Origin of the sequence: Acidaminococcus timonensis (assembly GCF_900106585.1) — a bacterium.
GTDB lineage: Bacteria > Bacillota > Negativicutes > Acidaminococcales > Acidaminococcaceae > Acidaminococcus > Acidaminococcus timonensis.
In genome coordinates this window covers 301618-318026 of the sequence record NZ_FNWH01000005.1, presented here as the reverse complement: position 1 = coordinate 318026, position 16409 = coordinate 301618, and the positions used below count along the sequence as shown (strand labels likewise).

The following is a 16409-nucleotide window of genomic DNA, read 5'->3' as shown; positions in this document are numbered from 1 at the left end:
GTTGTACCGGACGTGCCACCTGGCACGTCCTTTTTGTAAGGAGTCAGGATGGATAAGAAACAAATCGGAGAGAAACTGAAAAGCCTGAAGGAGCTGCTGCCGGGGGGACATCTGGTGGGAGCCGGCCTTTCCTTCCAGTGGAAGGACGACGACGGCCATATCCAGGAAGTCCATGGGGGACCCAGGACCCTGATTGCGTTCTGCGGCGCCTTCCTGGCCAGCCTTATGGGGCTGGCAGTATGTGCCGGTCTGCTGGTGAAGGCCTGGGACGAACAGACGGAACTGGCCAACTACCGGGCGGATTATGCCGTCTACACGGAACGGCTGGCCAAGCTCATGGACGACAACGAAAAGCTCCAGAGGGAGCTGGCCCAGGTGGTGCAGGTGGAGAACGCCGTGCGCCAGAAGCTGGCCAAGGACGGCGTAAAGATCGGTGGCAATGGCGTGGACAAGAAGTCCCAGGAACTGGACAAGGGCGGACAGGGCGGTTCTACCACGGCGGATCAGCTCCAGGTGCTGGAAGTGCAGGATGAGATCAACTGGAAAAAGCTGGCCTATAAAAAGGAGAACCTGTCCAACATGCTGCTGGCCCTGTCGGATACCGGGGACGGTACCTATGGCTGGCCGGTGAGCGGCGGCGAAATCAGTTCTTTCTTTGGCCTGCGGGCGGATCCCTTCGGGGGCAGCGGCAGTGATTACCATCCCGGCATCGACATCGCCGTGGATTACGGTACGCCCATCCGGGCCGCGGCGGCCGGCACCGTGCAGGATGCCCAATGGAACGGGGGCTATGGCCGGTTCGTGAGCATCGACCACGGCAGCGGCATCACCACCTGCTATGGCCACATGAGCGCCATCGCTGTACAGCCCGGCCAGACCGTGCACCGGGGTGATATCATCGGCTACGTGGGCAGCAGCGGGTACAGCACCGGTCCTCACGTGCATTTCGAAGTGCGGCAGAACGGCAGCCCCGTGAACCCGCTGAACTTTGCGCGGCCGGTAGGATGAACAAAGGCGCTGTGAAAAAATCATCCACAGCGCCTTTATTTCGCTAGCGTCAGCTGGCTTCCATCGGCTAGTGACTAGTGACTAGAGACTAGTGACGGGGTGTGAAAAAGCATTTTTTCACACCCCCTTTCTTTTTATATATCCTTTGACAGCGTTTCCAGCTGCTGCTTCTCCCATTCCAGCTTCCCGGTTTCCCGCTGGATGGCTTCCTGGAGGATCAGGGCATGGCCGTAGTCTTTTTCCCGGGCCTCCCGGGTGGAAAACAGCAGCTGCCAGCGGAAATGCAGGTGGGCCAGGCGTTCTTCATGGCGGTGGATGTCTGCCTGGAGCAGGGTCCGGAGCCGGGGATCCTGCCGGCTGCGGATCAGGTACATCTTCATGGTGAATTCATCCCGGGTGGGCGTCATGGTACCCAGAGGCTGGGCCAGCCATTCCAGAAGTTTCCGGTGGCCTGCAGGCGTCAGGTGGTAATAGGTTTTCTGCCGTTTTGCCTCGGAGGCACAGGGAAGGGCGGTGATCATTCCATTTTTTTCCATTTTCCGGAGTTCCGGATAGACCTGGCTGTGCCGGGCAAACCAGAAATCGCCCACTTCCTGTTCAAACAGTTTCTTGATGTCATAGCCGGTCAAATCCTGTTTGGCCAGAAGTCCCAGCAGTATATATTGGAGAGTGTTTTCTTTGGTCATGGGGCGGCTCCTTTCTTCGGGGATATTATATCATGGAAACAGGCAGAGACATAATGGATTGACAATGGATCGGCAAACGTGCTACACTCGTGGCAATCATTATTATGTAAATATTTACATATTATCCGGGACAGGCGGAAAACTGTCTGAAGGAAGATAAGGAGGTCTTTTTATGAAAATCAACGGGAAAGTACGCAGGCTGGCTGTATCCAGCCTGCTGCTTCTGGGGATGACCGGGTTTACAGGCGCAGAGGCGGCAGCCCGCTATCCCAGTAAGACCCTGGAGGTGGCTCCGGTCAAGACGGAAGTGAAACAGGTTTCCGGGGTGGTCTATGAACAGGTTCCCAGCCGGGGGTACCCCAACGTACCCATGCAGCTGGACCTGCTCCAGCCCCAGAAAAAGACCAGGATGCCGGCCATCGTCTACGTGACCGGGGGCGGATTCATCAATGCCAATAAGGACAACGGGGTCCAGCTGCGGAACTACCTGGCGGAAAAAGGCTATGTGGTGGCCAGCATTACCTACCGGGTAGCACCCACGGCCAAATTTCCCCAGCCCCTGGAGGATGTGAAGGCTTCCATCCGGTACCTCCGGGCCCATGCGGATCAGTGGAACATCGACAAGGACCGGATCGGCATCATCGGCGGCAGCGCCGGCGGGTATCTTTCGGCTTTTGCCGGTACCACCAGCGGTACGAAGACCTTCGACAAGGGTGAAAATCTCCAGGAATCCAGCAAGGTCAGCTGTGCCGTCGATCTGTACGGCCTGTCAGACCTGTCCCAGGTGGGCATGGATTACAGCCCGGAAGTCCAGCAGCTCCACAAATCCGCCGGGGCCACGGAAGCCCTGTGGGTGAACGGCAGTCCCGTGTTCGGCGGGAAGGATGGGGGCGTCCTGGCTGACCCCAAAGCTACGGAAGCGGCCAATCCCATCGCCTATATCGGGAAAAACAGCGCCCCCATGCTGCTGATGCACGGAACAGCGGACAAAGTGGTGTCACCGGGGCAGACGGACCTGTTGTACCAGGCCCTGAAGGCCAAAGGGGTGCCGGCGGAACGGTATGAGATCCCGGGAGCAGCCCATGGGGGCGTATACTGGGTGCAGGACAAGGTACTGCAGGTAATCGGGGATTTCTTCGACCGGTATCTGCGCTGAAAAAATGGAGCCGGAGGGCGGATGGGCTGAGAAAGCCCGTCCGTTCTGTTTTGGGGCGGTATGGGTAAAGACCCTGCCTGTGGGTCCCTCCGTCCTTTGTGATGCTCACGGTATAGTGAAAAGGGGGAGTCGTAATGAGCAAACATCTTTCACCGGATATCCGGGTACCGATCGAGCCGGGGAATCCGGCCATCCTGCGCCGGGAAGACCTGTGCGTCCGCTGTGGGAAGTGTCGGGATGTATGCCGGGATCAGATCGGTGTACTGGGTTACTATGACCTGAGTCAGACAGATGATGTGCCCATTTGTATCCATTGTGGCCAGTGTGCCAATGTGTGTCCGGTGGATTCCATCGTGGAAACTCCAGAATGGGAAACGGTGCGTCAGGCCGTGGCCGACCCGGATAAAATCGTGGTGGTGAATACTTCCCCCTCAGTGCGGATTTCTCTGGGGGAAGAATTCGGCCTGCCGGACGGCAGCTTTGTCCAGGGCAAGATGGTGGCCCTGCTGAAAGCTCTGGGCGTGGACTATGTGCTGGATACCAATTTCGCAGCGGATATGACCATCCTGGAAGAAGCTGCGGAGCTGGTGGAGCGGGTGACCCAAAACACCCGTCCCTTGCCTCAGTTTACCTCCTGCTGTCCGGCTTGGGTGAAGTTTGCAGAGACGTACTATCCGGAACTTCTGCCTCATATCTCTACGGCCAAAAGTCCCATCGGGATGCAGGGACCTACGGTCAAGACGTATTTTGCCCAAAAAATGGGACTGGATCCCCGCAAGATCGTCAATGTGGCCCTGACTCCCTGTACGGCCAAAAAGTTCGAAATCCGCCGGGAAGAAATGGGTGCGGCAGGAACCTATCTGGATATCCCCGGAATGCGGGACATGGATCAGGTCATCACCACCCGGGAACTGGCAGCCTGGGCACGGTCGGCCGGCCTAGATCTGGCCACTCTGGAGGACCAACCCTATGATTCCCTCATGGGAGAAGCGTCCGGGGCCGGAGTGATCTTCGGCAATACGGGCGGGGTCATGGAAGCGGCTCTGCGGACCGCATATCATCAGGTCACAGGGCATAATGCACCTGCTGATTTCTATGATCTGGAACCGGTCAGGGGACTGGAGGGAATCCGGGAAGCCCAGGTCCGGCTGGGGGACCTTTCCCTCAAAGTGGCTGTGATCTATGGCACGGAACATGTGCGTCAGTTCCTGGAGAAAAAGAAGGAGAAACTGGCGGATTACACATTCATCGAAGTCATGACCTGCCCCGGCGGCTGCATCGGAGGTGGCGGTCAGCCCAAAGGGACGCAGCAGAAGGGGCAGGATCTGCTGGCCAAACGGATCCAGGGCCTGTACCAGAGAGATGCTGCTCTGGCCAACCGGAACAGCCATGAAAACCAGGAACTGCTGGAACTCTACCGGGAATTTTACGGGAAACCGCTGAGCCCGCTGGCAGAACAGATCCTCCATACGACGTATGAGGATCGGAGCGGGATGCTGGGAGAGCCGGTAACGAAGTATCAGAGCCCGCGGAAACAGGAATCCAAAGAAGAATATGTGGAAGTGACCAAGCCGGGAGACCGGGTCCGGAAATGGAAATGCCGGGTCTGCGGCTATATCTGGGAAGGCAATGAACCGCCGGCTGAGTGTCCGCTCTGCCACAAGGACAGCAGCTATTTCGATGAAATCAAGAGATGGCGGTGCCGAATCTGCGGTTATGAATGTGAAGGGGTGGAACCACCGGCTGAGTGTCCCATCTGCCATAAGGACAGCAGTTATTTCGATGAAATTTGAAAAAAGGGGCTGTGATGATGTGACCCCAAAAAGTTAGACCTTAGTAACGAGATGGTTTTTACTGTCTCGTTACTTTTTTATGCTGCCTGCAAGGAAAGCCTATATTGAACAGGACTTTTCCAGCATAGTTTTTCCTTGATCCTTTGCTCGTTATAGTATTTAATGTATCGTTCGATAGCGTTTTTTAGTTCTTCGTAGCTGTAGTAGATTACTCCATAATACATTTCCTGCTTCATTAAGCCGAAGAAATTCTCCATTACAGCGTTATCATGACAGTTGCCCTTTCGAGACATGCTTTGAAAAATTCGTCCTTTTTTTAGATTCCTGGCATAGGCCTTCATTTGGTATGCCCAACCCTGATCGGAGTGAAACGTTCTTCGATACGGACAATCAGCAGTAATTTCGATTGCTTCAGCTTGAGCTTCCAGTATGCTTTCAGCCGAAGGACGTTTTGCTATTCCATAGCTGATGATTTCATCATTGAACATGTCCAGGAAAGGATCCAGATAAAGCTTGTGCAGGGTCAGATGTCCCTGTGGATCTACTTCATAGTATTTGAATTCTGAAGTGTCGGTTGTAATCTTCTGATGTGGGATATTCGTCTCAAAACGACGATGTATTCTATTGGGAGCAATGGTTCCTACCTTACCCTTATAGGAGCTGTATTTACGGCTTTTCCGGGTAAAGGATGTTACCTGAAGGCTCAGTTCCTGCATGATACGTTGAACTTTCTTCTTGTTCACGCAAAGCCCTTGATTCTTCAGCTCACCGGTCATGCGCCGATATCCATAATCTTTATGCTGGCTGCGGATTTCCTGTATTTTGTCCTCTACTTCCTGGTCTGGATTCACGCGGTCAAACCGTTTCTGCCAGTACATATAGGTCGCTTTAGGCATTTGAGTATAGGAGAGAAGGTCTTTCAATTTGAATGATCTTCGGAGACTGGAGATGATTTTCGCAACTCTCTCATTTTTGCTTCGTCCTCTAAACGCAGTCTCCTCAGTTCTTTTAAAAAAGCATTCTCTATACGGAGTTTAAGGAGTTCATCCTCTAACTCCTGGACATGTTCCACACTGATGTCGACCATCGGCTGCTGAACCTGGGGATCTGTTTTTTTGGTTTGAGATTTGTTCAAAGTTCTCTTCCTGCCTTTTTTATGTGGCCGTAACGCTTCCGGCCCCGCAATTTTAAATTCATTGACCCATCTGGAAATCATGGATGGATTATTGATTCCTACTTGAATTGCCAATTCCTGATACGAGATTTCGTTTGTTAAGTAAGACTCTACCACAGAAAGTTTTTCTTTGAAAGAGTATATTTTTTGAGAGCGGGATCTCTTCAGTCCATTATCACCAAATGCCTTGTAAGCAGCAACCCACTTTAGCAGCTGGCTGCTACTTGCCATCCCATATTTACGTGAAATAGAAATACACCCTTCGTCACTGTTCAAGTATTCCAGTACTATTTTTTTCTTAAATTCATAGTTGTGTTTTGCCATAAAAAACTGACCCCCAATTGTTAGATTTTTGGTCTAACAATTGGGGGTCAGCTCATGAATGATTTTTTTCACAGCCCTTTTTTTATCGATTCTCTTCCAGGTAATGGATATATTGTTTGCCCCAGTTATGGATGCTTTCCAGGACGGGCTGGAATTCCCAGCCGATGGTAGTCAGGGAATATTCCACCCGGGGGGGGACTTCCGGATAGACCGTCCGCTGGATCAGCCCTTCCCGTTCCAACTGCTTCAAATGGGTGGAAAGGGTGGCCTGGGTCACCTCAATGGCCCGCTGTAGTTCCTTGAAGCGCTTGGTGCCGGTGGACAGCTGGTACAGGATCAGGATGGTCCATTTGCCCTGGAGCAGCTGCTGGGCAGTGACATAGGGGCAGATTCCGAAAAGGTGATTCTTTTCGCATTTTTCCTTTTTCATAAGAAAGCCTCCCAATGGACAAGAAAAAGATACCAGGTAGGGAATAAAGTCCTACTTGTGTTCTGGGGTATTCTTTGTATAATTTATTGTATAAAGGATAAAAAAGAAAAGCAAGTTTATTTTTTAAAGCATTGAGAGGAGCGTTGGAGATGGAGACGAAAAAATATCCGGTGATCTTTTCGGGCCACGGCAGCCCTATGATTGCCCTGGAACAGAATGACATCACGGAAGGCATGGCCAAAGTGGGGCAGACCGTATTGGAAAAGTACGGACGGCCCAAAGCCATTTTGATGGTGTCCGCCCACTGGTACACCCACGGAACCTTTGTCCAGAGTGCTCCGGAACCCCGGCAGGTCTATGACATGTACGGGTTCCCCAAAGAGCTGTACGAAGTGAAGTATCCGGCGAAGGGGGATGCCGCCCTGACTGCGGCCGTACAGAAAGCCCTGGGCCACAAGGTGCAGGTGAATGACGAATGGGGCATCGACCACGGGGCCTGGACGGTACTGGTCCACATGTTCCCCAAAGCCGACATCCCGGTGGTTGTGAATGTCAACCAAAAAGTGAGCCACTTGCTCACGAATTTTTGAGCCACTCATGCTCATGAAAAAGTGAGCCACCTGCTCACGAATTTTTGAGCCACTTAAGCATTCGTCATCTTCTGTTTGCTGCTGTGCAAACGGTAAGACTGTCCATTCATATTTAAAACACTGGAGTGGTAGGTGAGCCGGTCGACCAATGCGGCAACCAGCGTCTCGCTGGCAAACATCTCCGTCCATTTGGAAAACTCCAGGTTTGTCGTAATCACTGTACTGGCTCTTTCACTCCTTTCGGCAATCACTTTGAACAACATTTCAGATTCTTCCTGGTTGAATCTTGCATAACTTAATTCATCTATGAGCAGCAGGTCTGCTCCGCTCAAAGTTTTTTCCATCTTGCGCAACTGGTAATCATCATGGGCTTCACATAGCTCAGTTGCCAGCGTTGTGGCATTGCAGAAAATGACCTTCCAGCCCAGCAGACAGGCTTTCACTCCAAGGGCTGTCATCAGATGTGTTTTCCCCGTCCCCGGATTACCGATCATCACCAGGTTCTCATGCCTCTTTATGAAATCGCAGCTTGCCAGCTGCTTCACATATTCAGGCCGAACATGTTCCAGCCTTGTGAGATCAAACTCTTCCAGGGTCTTGAGCATGGGAAAGTGCGCTCTCTTCAGCCTGCGTTGCTGCTGTTTTTCCTGACGGGATGCATATTCCCGCTTCATCAACCCGAGCACGAATTCTTCCAGGCTTTGTCCGGGGCGGAATTTTTCCGCTGGTTCACCGACGTCTTTGAAAGTGGGAAGTTTAAGCTGTTTCGCATAGAAACGGAGTGCTTCCTTTACACCTGCGTCCTGCACATAGTGCCTCCTTCCTGTAAAAGCTGGTCATACATTGAAAGATCTGTCTGCTGCACTTTTACCGGGTCGGTAAGGATATGCGCTTTCCTGTCGGAAACCATAAATTGCTCTTTGTGCTCCCAAAAAGCGTTCTCTCCGTCGGCAGCACATAGCCGCAGAATCTCAACCAGCTGTTCGCTGCTGAATGCATTGGTCTCCAGGAACTGTAGCAGGGCAGCACTGAGGTTCTGCCGTACCGGTTTTGCTTCCAGGATGCTGCGCGGCTTGTATTCCAGCAACGGCAGATAATGCGCAAGTTTCAGAATCTGCTGGTTTTGCCCATAGTTTCTGGCGTGTTCAGCAATCAGTTCCCCCTTGGCAAAGATCCGAATCTGTTCAGCATAGGCTCGCACCGTGACCTCCTGTCCCACATATTTCACGGGCACAGAATAATCGTTAGCGACGAATCGGACAACAGAAAAGGGTGTTACTCGGCAGACTGCTGCTCTGCTTGCATCAAAAGGGCTGCCCGGCAGTGGGCAGAGACGTTTCTGGTCTTCCAGGAGCAGATCCTTTACAGGGTTCTCCCGTCCAGGGATTTTATGCGTATTCGCATACACCTTGCATTTATCCAGCAGGAGTCTGTTCAATTCGTCCAGCGCATCTACTCTGGGTACAGGGACAAAGACATTCCGGCGGACCCAGCCTACGAGATTCTCCACCAGTCCTTTTTCATTTCCACTCCGGACATTGCAGAAAACGGTATGGAAGCAATAATGGGCTGCAAATGCTTCATACTTTTCCTGGGCAATGGCTTCTTTGCCACCTTTTTCCTTAACGGCTACCCGGTCATTGTCAAAAATGACCTTAGCAGGGACGCCCCCAAAGAATTCCAGAGCTTTTCTCAATGCTTCAAGTAAAGCTTCCGTATTCTTCCTGCGGAAACAGACCACGAAAGGAGCACAGCTGTAGCAAAGGCGGGCACAAAAGAAATTGACTTTAGTACGCACTCCTTTGAGGTAAACCACAGCTTCACCCCAATCAATCTGCATCGCATCACCTGGAAGGTGAGCCAAAGGGACGAAGGCTTCCTGAAGATTGCCACGTAACAGATGAACGCAGCGCCGGACTGTGCTTGCACCTCCTGTAAATCCAGTTTCTTCTACCAGGCGGTCATAAATCCGCTTGGCTGTGTGGTGCTGCTTCTTATTGGGTTCTTTCGCATCTTCATCCAGACAGCTCTGGATGAATCGAGTCACCTCCTCTGTAATCACTGCAGATGTCCGATGATATTCGCAGCGGATGCCCGGGAGTGCATTTCCTTTGCAATACTTGGCCACAGTATTACGGGAGATATGCATTTCTCTGGCAATCTGGCGGATAGATTTTCCATCGCGAATGTACATCTGGCGAATTTGACCATAATCTTTCATAGTGATGACCATCCTAACATCAATCCCCTTAGAATCAAATTACTGACTCTAGTATAGGGGAACTTGTTTCAGAGTGGCTCACTTTTTCATGAGCATTTAGATCTTAAATGGCTCACTTTTATATTAGCATTCACAGGTGGTACAGTTGTCCGTGGACGGGGATATTTCCTATGCAGAGGAGTATGCCATTGGTGAGAAGCTGGCAGCCCTGCGGGAACAGGGGTACCTGATTGTGGGTAGCGGCAACGTGGTCCACAACCTGCGGGCCGTAGAATGGGACAACAAGGGCGGTTCGCCGGCCACCCTGCGGTTCAACGACTACATCATCGATGGCGTGCTGAAAAATGATACGGACAGGGTCATCGGTTTCAGCAGCCATCCGGATGCGGCCTATGCAGTGCCCACGCCGGATCATTATCTGCCGCTCCTGGTGTGCCTGGGGGCCGCCCAGGGTGACAAGGCCACCCTGTTCAACAAAGTCTGCAATCTGGGGTCCATGGCCATGACCGGGTTTGTGTGGGGATAACCAGCCATGAGCCTTGAGCTGTGAGCCATGAGTCGAAGGAAGAAATTCGCCTTCGGCTCATTTCTTTTAAAAGAGGTGTTTTTTTTTAAGATGTAATAAATATATTGATAACTAAGCAAAGACCGGCTATAGTATATCTCGTAAGATGTAATTAACTTTATTACAAAAACCGTGTGGAAGGGCAATCCCCTTCAGAGAGGAAAAATCATTATGAAAATCGCAGTAGTAGCAGCCAACGGCCGGGTAGCCAAAGAAGTCATCGCAGAGGCAGTGCGTCGGGGCCATGAAGTGGTGGCCTTCGGCCGTCATGCTGAAAATGACACCCAGGCAAAGGAATATCACAAGAAAGACCTGTTCGAACTGACCGCTGAGGACCTGAAAGGGTTCGATGTGGTGGTGGACGCTGCCGGGGCCTGGAGCCTGGAAACCCTGTATGTGATCCCCAAGGCTGCCATCGATCTGGCCGACCTGGTGAAAGGGACGGACACCCGTCTGGTGGTGGTCGGTGGTGCCGGCAGCCTGTTCACCAACAAGGAACACACTTCCACCGTGGAACTGGGGCCTGACTTCCCGTTCGCCTTCAAGGGTGTCAGCGCTGCCCATGGGCTGGCCCTTGCCGAACTGAGGGCCACGGAAAACGTGAAATGGACCTACCTCAGCCCGGCAGCCGATTTCCAGGCGGAAGGGGAACGGACCGGCAAATACCTGTTGGGCGGGGAAGAATTCCAGCTGAACAGCCGGGGAGAATCCATCATCTCCTATGCGGACTATGCCATCGCCCTGGTGGACGAAATCGAAAGCGGCAAGCACGTACAGCAGCGGATCTCCGTGGTACGGGCATAAGATAAAAAGGGGGTGTGAAAAAATGCTTTTTCACACCCTCTATTTTTTTATGGCCTGATACAGTTTGGAGGCCAGATCCTGGAGCGGGGCCCCTTCCCGGTAGGCCAGGCCCACGGCCCGATGGTTGTACCGGCTCTTCAGATGGAAGAAGCGCACATGGTTCGTGCGGGGGTCGTAGTTTTTGGCAATCACATCGGGCAGGAACCCCACCCCGTAATTGTGGTTTACCAGGGAATACACCGTATCCAGATTTTCGGAGGAATAGACGGACTGGGGCTGGAAGCCGAACTGGCGGCAGATCTTCAGAGCCGCTTTGTGCATCTTCAGCCCTTCCCGGGGCAGGACGAAGGGAAAGTGCCGGTACAGTGCCAAATCGATGCCTTTGGGGGTCAGGGCCCGGGGCAGCAGGTCCATGGCTTCCCGGTTTTCTTCGCTGAAGGCAAACAGGATCTCTTCATCCCCCAGGGATAAGAAGGTGATTTCCTTATGGGTGGTGGGGGCCGGAAAAATGGCAAAATCCAGCTTTCCCTGGAGCATCAGGACTTCCAGATTGTGAGATTCCCCATCCACGATCCGGATCTGCCAGCTGGGCAGTTGCTGCCGGATGTCCTGCAGGTAGGGGGTGAGGAACCATTTGCCGTAGAACTGGGACACTCCGATGCTCAGCTGCTTCGTCTCTTTCTGCTGCCAGTGGCGCATGGTCTGTTCCAGTTCCTGCATGGCCTTCAGGATGGCCTCCCCCTGTTTTACGTAAAACATCCCCGCCGGGGAAAGTTCTACCCGACTGCGGCTGCGGTAGAACAGGGTCACGTTCAGATTCTGCTCCAGCCGTTTGACATACTGGCTCAGGGCCGGCTGGCTGATGAACAGCTGCCGGGCGGCCTGAGAAAAGCTGCTGGTGCGGGCAATGGTCAGCACATATTCCAGATCCCGGGAATCCATGGTGTATCCTCCTTATAATTTTATATTATAAGTCAATTATAATCTAATATTATACAAACGGCAAGGGCTGTGGTACCCTATGAGCATAAAGAAGATTGAATTGCGCGAAATATCACGGCAATTATGAAAATGATTCCAAGAGGGAAGAGGAGAGAATGACCATGGCAATGAATCTGACACAAAAACTGTTTGCGGCCCATCTGGCAGAACCTGCGGAGCTGGTCCCCGGACAGGAAATCAAGGTGACGGTGGATCAGACCCTGACCCACGATATCAATGCGGTGATGGCCTACCTGGCTTTTGAAGCTCTGGATCTGAACCGGGTACGGACGAAACTGTCCGTGAGCTACATCGATCACAATCTGCTGCAGATTGACAACAAGACTCCGGATGACCACATCTACCTGCAATCCATTGCCCAGAAATACGGACTGATCCTGTCCAAAGCCGGCAACGGCATCTGCCATGCCCTCCAGTGCAGCCGCTTCGGCAAACCGGGTGCCTTGCTTTTGGGCGGCGACAGCCATACCCCCAGCTGCGGAGCCCTGGGCATGCTGGCCATCGGGGTGGGCGGCATGGATATCGCCGTGGCCCTGGCCGGGTTCCCCTATGTACTGAAGATGCCCAAGGTGGTGAAGGTGAACCTGAAAGGCCATCTGCGTCCGGGCACGGCTGCCAAAGACATCATCCTGGAAATGCTGCGCCGGAATACGGTGAAGGGCGGCGTGGGGAAGGTCTACGAATATGTGGGCGAGGGCGTGGAGACGCTGTCCATCCCCGAACGGCTGACCATTGCCAACATGGGAGCAGAAATGGGAGCCACCACCTCCGTGTTCCCGGCGGATGAACAGGTGCGGAACTTCCTGAAGGCCCAGGACCGGGAGCAGGACTATACCGAATGGCTGCCCGATGCCGGCTGTTCCTATGACGAAGAGATCAACCTGGATCTGGATGCGCTGGAACCCCTGGTGGCCTGCCCCCATATGCCGGACAATGTGATGAAGGTGGCCGATGTGCCCAAGGTGCCGGTCCAGCAGGTGTTCATCGGCAGTTGTACCAACGGCTCCTACAGCGATTTCAAGAAGGTGGCCCTGGTGCTGAAAGGCCATAAGATCAATCCGGATGTGAGCCTGGTGCTGGGTATCAGCTCCCGGCAGATCTACCTGCAGCTGCTCCAGGATGGGGTGGTGGCCGACCTGCTGAACGCCGGAGCCCGGATCACGGAATTTGCCTGCGGCCCCTGCTGCGGCATCGGCATCGCCCCTTCCAGCAAGGGGATTTCCGTACGGACCAGCAACCGGAACTTCAAGGGACGCAGCTCTACGGCGGATGCCAGTCTGTATCTGGTGAGCCCGGAAGTGGCGGCGGCCACGGCCATCAAGGGGCGGCTGGCCCTGCCCCAGGAAGTGATGGACGATGTAAGCGTGCTGGGTACAGTGAAGGAACCGGAAATCTATCCCATCAACGACAACCTGTTCCTGCTGCCGCCGGAAGACGGCCGGGATATCCAGATCGTCCGGGGACCCAACATCAAACCCCTGCCGGTGGCCGATCCTCCGGAAGAGATTCTGGAAGCCAAGGTCAGCCTGAAGGCCCGGGACAACGTCTCCACCGACGATATCACGCCGGCCAGCGCCCAGTTCTCCTCCATGCGGAGCAATATGCCGGCCATGGCCCAGTATGCCTTCTGCCGGTATGATCCGGACTTTGCCAAACGGGCCCAGAAGGACGGCAAGAGCTTCATCGTGGGCGGCGAGAACTACGGCCAGGGTTCCAGCCGGGAACATGCGGCCATCACCCCCATGTATCTGGGCGTGAAAATGGTCATTGCAAAGAGTTTCGCCCGCATCCATAAGGGAAACCTGATCAACCACGGGGTGATCCCGGCCGTGTTCGTGGACAAGGCGGCCTACGATGGCATCGACCTGGATGATACTTTCCATATCGACAACCTGCGGGACCAGATGAAGAACAAAACCATTGAAATCCAGAACCTGAGCAAAGGGACCCGTTTCACAGTGAAACTGGAACTGACGGACCAGGAAGTGGAAATCCTGCTGGCTGGCGGCAAGCTGCGGTTCTACAAGGCCAAACTGGCAGAGGAGAATAAAAAATGAAAAAAAGCAGCTGGCTCCGCCTGGTCCTGTCCACCATGCTGCTGTGCATGGCAGGGACGGGCGTAGGGATGGCGAATCAGAAAATCGAGAAAGGAACGAAGAAAATGACTACTGCATATGTAGGCTGCCGGACTACAGCGAAGCGCTATGCCCACGGGAAGGGCATTTCCCGCTACACCATCGACGAGAAAGGCAACTGGAAGCTGGAAGGCATCACGAAGACTCTGGACAACCCGGCCTGGCTGGTACTGGACCAGACAAAAAAATATCTTTATACCGTCCATGGGGATGGTCACGAAGTCAGTGTCTTCCGCATCAAAGAAGATGGGGACCTGGAATTCCTGGATACGGTGGATGCCCAGGGAAAAAACCCGGTGTATGGTGTGGTGACCCCTAATAATCAATTCCTGCTGGTGGCCAGCCTCCAAGGCGGAGCGGTGGCCAGCCTGCCCATCCGGGCCGACGGGAGCCTGGGCGAAGCGGTCAGCGTGGAGCATTTCGAAGGCCCCAAGGCTGGCGGCATCTCCCACGCCCATGCCTGCGTGCTGGACCGGACGGGCAAATGGCTACTGGTCCCCACCCAGGCAAGGGGCATCGGCTATGACCGGGTATGGGTATTGGCCCTGGACGAAAACACGGGCAAACTGACCCGCACGTCCTATGCGGAAGCCCGGAAATACGACGAACCCCGCCACCTGGTGTTCAGCAAGGATAATCGGCACGTGTATCTGGTGAACGAAAAAGCCAGCACCCTGCGGGTGTTCGATTTCGACGATCAGAAAGGACAGCTGACCGCCAGACAGGTGGTCCCCACTCTGCAGGATACGTATGTGGGACCTAATATGGCCAGTGCCATCGTCCTGAGCCGGGACGGGAAACAGGTCTATGTGTCCAACCGGATCAAAGAGGGCATCCCGCCGGAAGGGGAAGGGTATGCCGGGACCTTCCGGGGCCAGGAAACGGTGGTCAGCTACACAATCGACCCGAAGACGGGGCTGCTGGGGAATCCCCAGTGGACGAATTGTGAAGGGTACACGCCCCGGTTCATGACCCTGACGCCGGAAGGACAGCTGCTGGTGGCCAATATGGACAGTGACACCCTGCAGTTCTTTGCGCCGGAAGGCAAAAACGGGCAGCTCCACTTCACCGGGAAGACCGTGAAGACGGAAAGCCCCTGCACTGTGGTATTTCGGTAAGGAGGAAGGATTATGGAGCTGGGTATCATTTCTCTGCTGCTCTTGGCGGTGGCCATCGCCATCGGCTTTTTCCGCAAGACCAATGTGGGCCTGGTCTGCCTGCTCTTTGCCTTTGTGCTGGGCAAGGTGGCCGGCATTCCCACGGCGGAAATCCTGAAGGGCTTCAAGCCCAACCTGTTCATCAACCTGATGGGCGTCACCCTGTTGTTCAGCATCCTGAACAAGAATGGTACCATTGAACTGCTGGCCCGGAAAATCGTGAGCCTGGCCGGCAGCAACAAATACCTGATTCCCATCGCGGTCTTCCTCATGGGAGCCCTGCTTACCGGAATCGGGCCGGGGTCCATTCCCCTGCTGGCCATCATGCCGGCCATTGCCATCCCTTTGGCCAGGGCCCGGGGCTACAACCCTCTGATGCTGGCCATCATCGGGTGCAGTGGCTGTTTCGGAGGGCGCATGAGTCCCATTACCCCGGAAGGACTGCTATCCTATGATCTGTTGCGGCAGAGCGGGCTGGATGCGGTGGCTGCGGTACGGCCCATCTATACGGCCCAGATGATCAGCGGCATCCTCATCGCCCTGGCAGCCTTTGTCTACTACAAGGGCTACCGGATCCAGATGCCGGAAAAGGGGACGGAAGAGAAACTGTCCGGATTCACCGGGCAGCAGTTGCTGTCCCTGCTGGGACTCCTGGTCATGGCTGTGCTGGTCATTGCGTTCAAACAGAATGTGGGGCTCACCAGCTTCTCCGTCAGCGCCATACTGCTCATGTGCCATGCAGCCTCGGAAAAGGACAGCTTGAAGGCCATCCCCTGGGGTGTGCTGCTCATGGTGTCCGGCGTCAGTACCCTCATGAACCTGGTGATCAAGACCGGGGGTATCAAGCTACTGACGGCGGCCCTGTCCACCTTCATGAACAGTTATACCGCTCCGGCGGTCATGGCCTGCACGGCAGGGGTCATGAGCCTGTTCTCCTCCGGCCTGGGCGTGGTGTTCCCCACGCTGCTTCCCACCGTGGCTTCCCTGGGACAATCCGTGGGTGTGAACCCGGTTGAACTGGGGTCCATGGTGGTCATCGGCGGGACCATCACCGGCCTCAGCCCCATTTCCACCACCGGCGGCCTGATCATGGCCACTTTGATGGCGGACGAAAGCGGGACGGCGAAAAAAGATGAAGAAATGAAGCTGTTCATGGAACTGACCGGCTGGGCTCTGGGCATCCTGGTGGTGCTGACTCTGCTGGCAGGGGTCGGGTTCTACAACCTGATCTTTTAACCACTGACCACGACTCACTAAAAAACGGCGCTGTGAAAAAATCATTCACAGCGCCTTAAATTTGCCAGCGTAAGCTGGCTTCCATCGGCTAGAGACTAGTGACTAGAGACTAGTGACGGGGATGTGAA

General features: G+C 54.3%; 15 protein-coding genes and 1 pseudogene. 9 read left to right on the top strand and 7 right to left on the bottom strand.

Going from position 1 to position 16409, the window contains the following annotated elements; genetic code table 11:
* Positions 1-48: 48 nt before the first annotated feature.
* Positions 49-1008: a M23 family metallopeptidase gene (locus tag BQ5462_RS03480; protein ID WP_071142028.1), complete on the top strand. Its 960-nt coding sequence runs from the start codon at positions 49-51 to the stop codon at positions 1006-1008.
* Positions 1009-1142: 134 nt separating this feature from the next.
* Here BQ5462_RS03480 and BQ5462_RS03475 read toward each other — a convergent pair whose 3' ends face one another.
* The gene (locus tag BQ5462_RS03475) at positions 1143-1694 is read right to left on the bottom strand and encodes a PadR family transcriptional regulator (protein ID WP_071142027.1); all 552 of its coding nucleotides are present in this window, start codon (positions 1692-1694) and stop codon (positions 1143-1145) included.
* A 172-nt stretch (positions 1695-1866) separates the two neighbouring features.
* On the opposite strand from BQ5462_RS03475, the gene BQ5462_RS03470 reads away from it, so the two are divergent.
* Together BQ5462_RS03470 and BQ5462_RS03465 are read left to right on the top strand one after the other, a co-directional pair.
* Positions 1867-2850 carry an alpha/beta hydrolase gene (locus BQ5462_RS03470; RefSeq protein WP_071142026.1) on the top strand — a complete coding sequence of 328 codons (984 nt, stop codon included), beginning with the start codon at positions 1867-1869 and terminating at the stop codon, positions 2848-2850.
* A 134-nt stretch (positions 2851-2984) separates the two neighbouring features.
* Positions 2985-4643, top strand: coding sequence for a [FeFe] hydrogenase, group A (locus BQ5462_RS03465; protein ID WP_071142025.1), 1659 nt, complete (start codon positions 2985-2987; stop codon positions 4641-4643).
* 77 nt (positions 4644-4720) lie between these two features.
* Here the strand turns inward: BQ5462_RS03465 and BQ5462_RS11620 are convergent, their stop codons facing one another.
* The 3 genes from BQ5462_RS11620 to BQ5462_RS03450 form a co-directional block, all read right to left on the bottom strand.
* Positions 4721-5593, bottom strand: coding sequence for an IS3 family transposase (locus BQ5462_RS11620; protein WP_407923321.1), 873 nt, complete (start codon positions 5591-5593; stop codon positions 4721-4723).
* Positions 5563-6141, bottom strand: coding sequence for a helix-turn-helix domain-containing protein (locus BQ5462_RS11615; RefSeq protein ID WP_071141679.1), 579 nt, complete (start codon positions 6139-6141; stop codon positions 5563-5565). Before BQ5462_RS11615 ends, BQ5462_RS11620 begins: the two co-directional genes overlap by 31 nt.
* A gap of 82 nt (positions 6142-6223) precedes the next feature.
* Positions 6224-6571, bottom strand: a complete 348-nt coding sequence (locus BQ5462_RS03450; protein WP_071142024.1) for a winged helix-turn-helix transcriptional regulator — start codon at positions 6569-6571, stop codon at positions 6224-6226.
* 149 nt (positions 6572-6720) lie between these two features.
* Here BQ5462_RS03450 and BQ5462_RS03445 point away from each other — a divergent pair.
* Positions 6721-7140 (top strand): annotated as a pseudogene (locus BQ5462_RS03445) (dioxygenase family protein); the annotation flags it as partial.
* A gap of 74 nt (positions 7141-7214) precedes the next feature.
* Here BQ5462_RS03445 and istB read toward each other — a convergent pair.
* Together istB and istA are read right to left on the bottom strand one after the other, a co-directional pair.
* Positions 7215-7970, bottom strand: a complete 756-nt coding sequence (gene istB / locus BQ5462_RS03440) for an IS21-like element helper ATPase IstB (RefSeq protein WP_071141678.1) — start codon at positions 7968-7970, stop codon at positions 7215-7217.
* Positions 7952-9394 (bottom strand): IS21 family transposase, encoded by a 1443-nt coding sequence (gene istA, locus BQ5462_RS03435; protein ID WP_071141677.1) that lies wholly within the window; start codon positions 9392-9394, stop codon positions 7952-7954. Before istA ends, istB begins: the two co-directional genes overlap by 19 nt.
* A gap of 139 nt (positions 9395-9533) precedes the next feature.
* On the opposite strand from istA, the gene BQ5462_RS03430 reads away from it, so the two are divergent.
* Entirely contained in the window at positions 9534-9908 is a 375-nt protein-coding gene (locus BQ5462_RS03430) for a DODA-type extradiol aromatic ring-opening family dioxygenase (RefSeq protein WP_235819564.1), read from the top strand.
* Between the two features lie 210 nt (positions 9909-10118).
* Positions 10119-10751, top strand: a complete 633-nt coding sequence (locus tag BQ5462_RS03425; RefSeq protein WP_071142023.1) for an NAD(P)-dependent oxidoreductase — start codon at positions 10119-10121, stop codon at positions 10749-10751.
* 39 nt (positions 10752-10790) lie between these two features.
* Here the strand turns inward: BQ5462_RS03425 and BQ5462_RS03420 are convergent, their stop codons facing one another.
* Entirely contained in the window at positions 10791-11693 is a 903-nt protein-coding gene (locus BQ5462_RS03420; protein ID WP_071142022.1) for a LysR family transcriptional regulator, read from the bottom strand.
* A 161-nt stretch (positions 11694-11854) separates the two neighbouring features.
* On the opposite strand from BQ5462_RS03420, the gene BQ5462_RS03415 reads away from it, so the two are divergent.
* The 3 genes from BQ5462_RS03415 to BQ5462_RS03405 are packed head-to-tail and all read left to right on the top strand — an operon-like array spanning position 11855 to position 16281.
* Positions 11855-13810, top strand: a complete 1956-nt coding sequence (locus BQ5462_RS03415; RefSeq protein WP_071142021.1) for an aconitate hydratase — start codon at positions 11855-11857, stop codon at positions 13808-13810.
* On the top strand, positions 13807-15006 hold the full coding sequence (locus tag BQ5462_RS03410; protein ID WP_083378052.1) for a lactonase family protein: 1200 nt from the start codon (positions 13807-13809) through the stop codon (positions 15004-15006). The genes BQ5462_RS03415 and BQ5462_RS03410 overlap by 4 nt, the downstream gene beginning before the upstream one ends.
* Before the next feature lie 12 nt (positions 15007-15018).
* Positions 15019-16281, top strand: coding sequence for an SLC13 family permease (locus BQ5462_RS03405; RefSeq protein ID WP_071142020.1), 1263 nt, complete (start codon positions 15019-15021; stop codon positions 16279-16281).
* Positions 16282-16409: the final 128 nt, after the last annotated feature.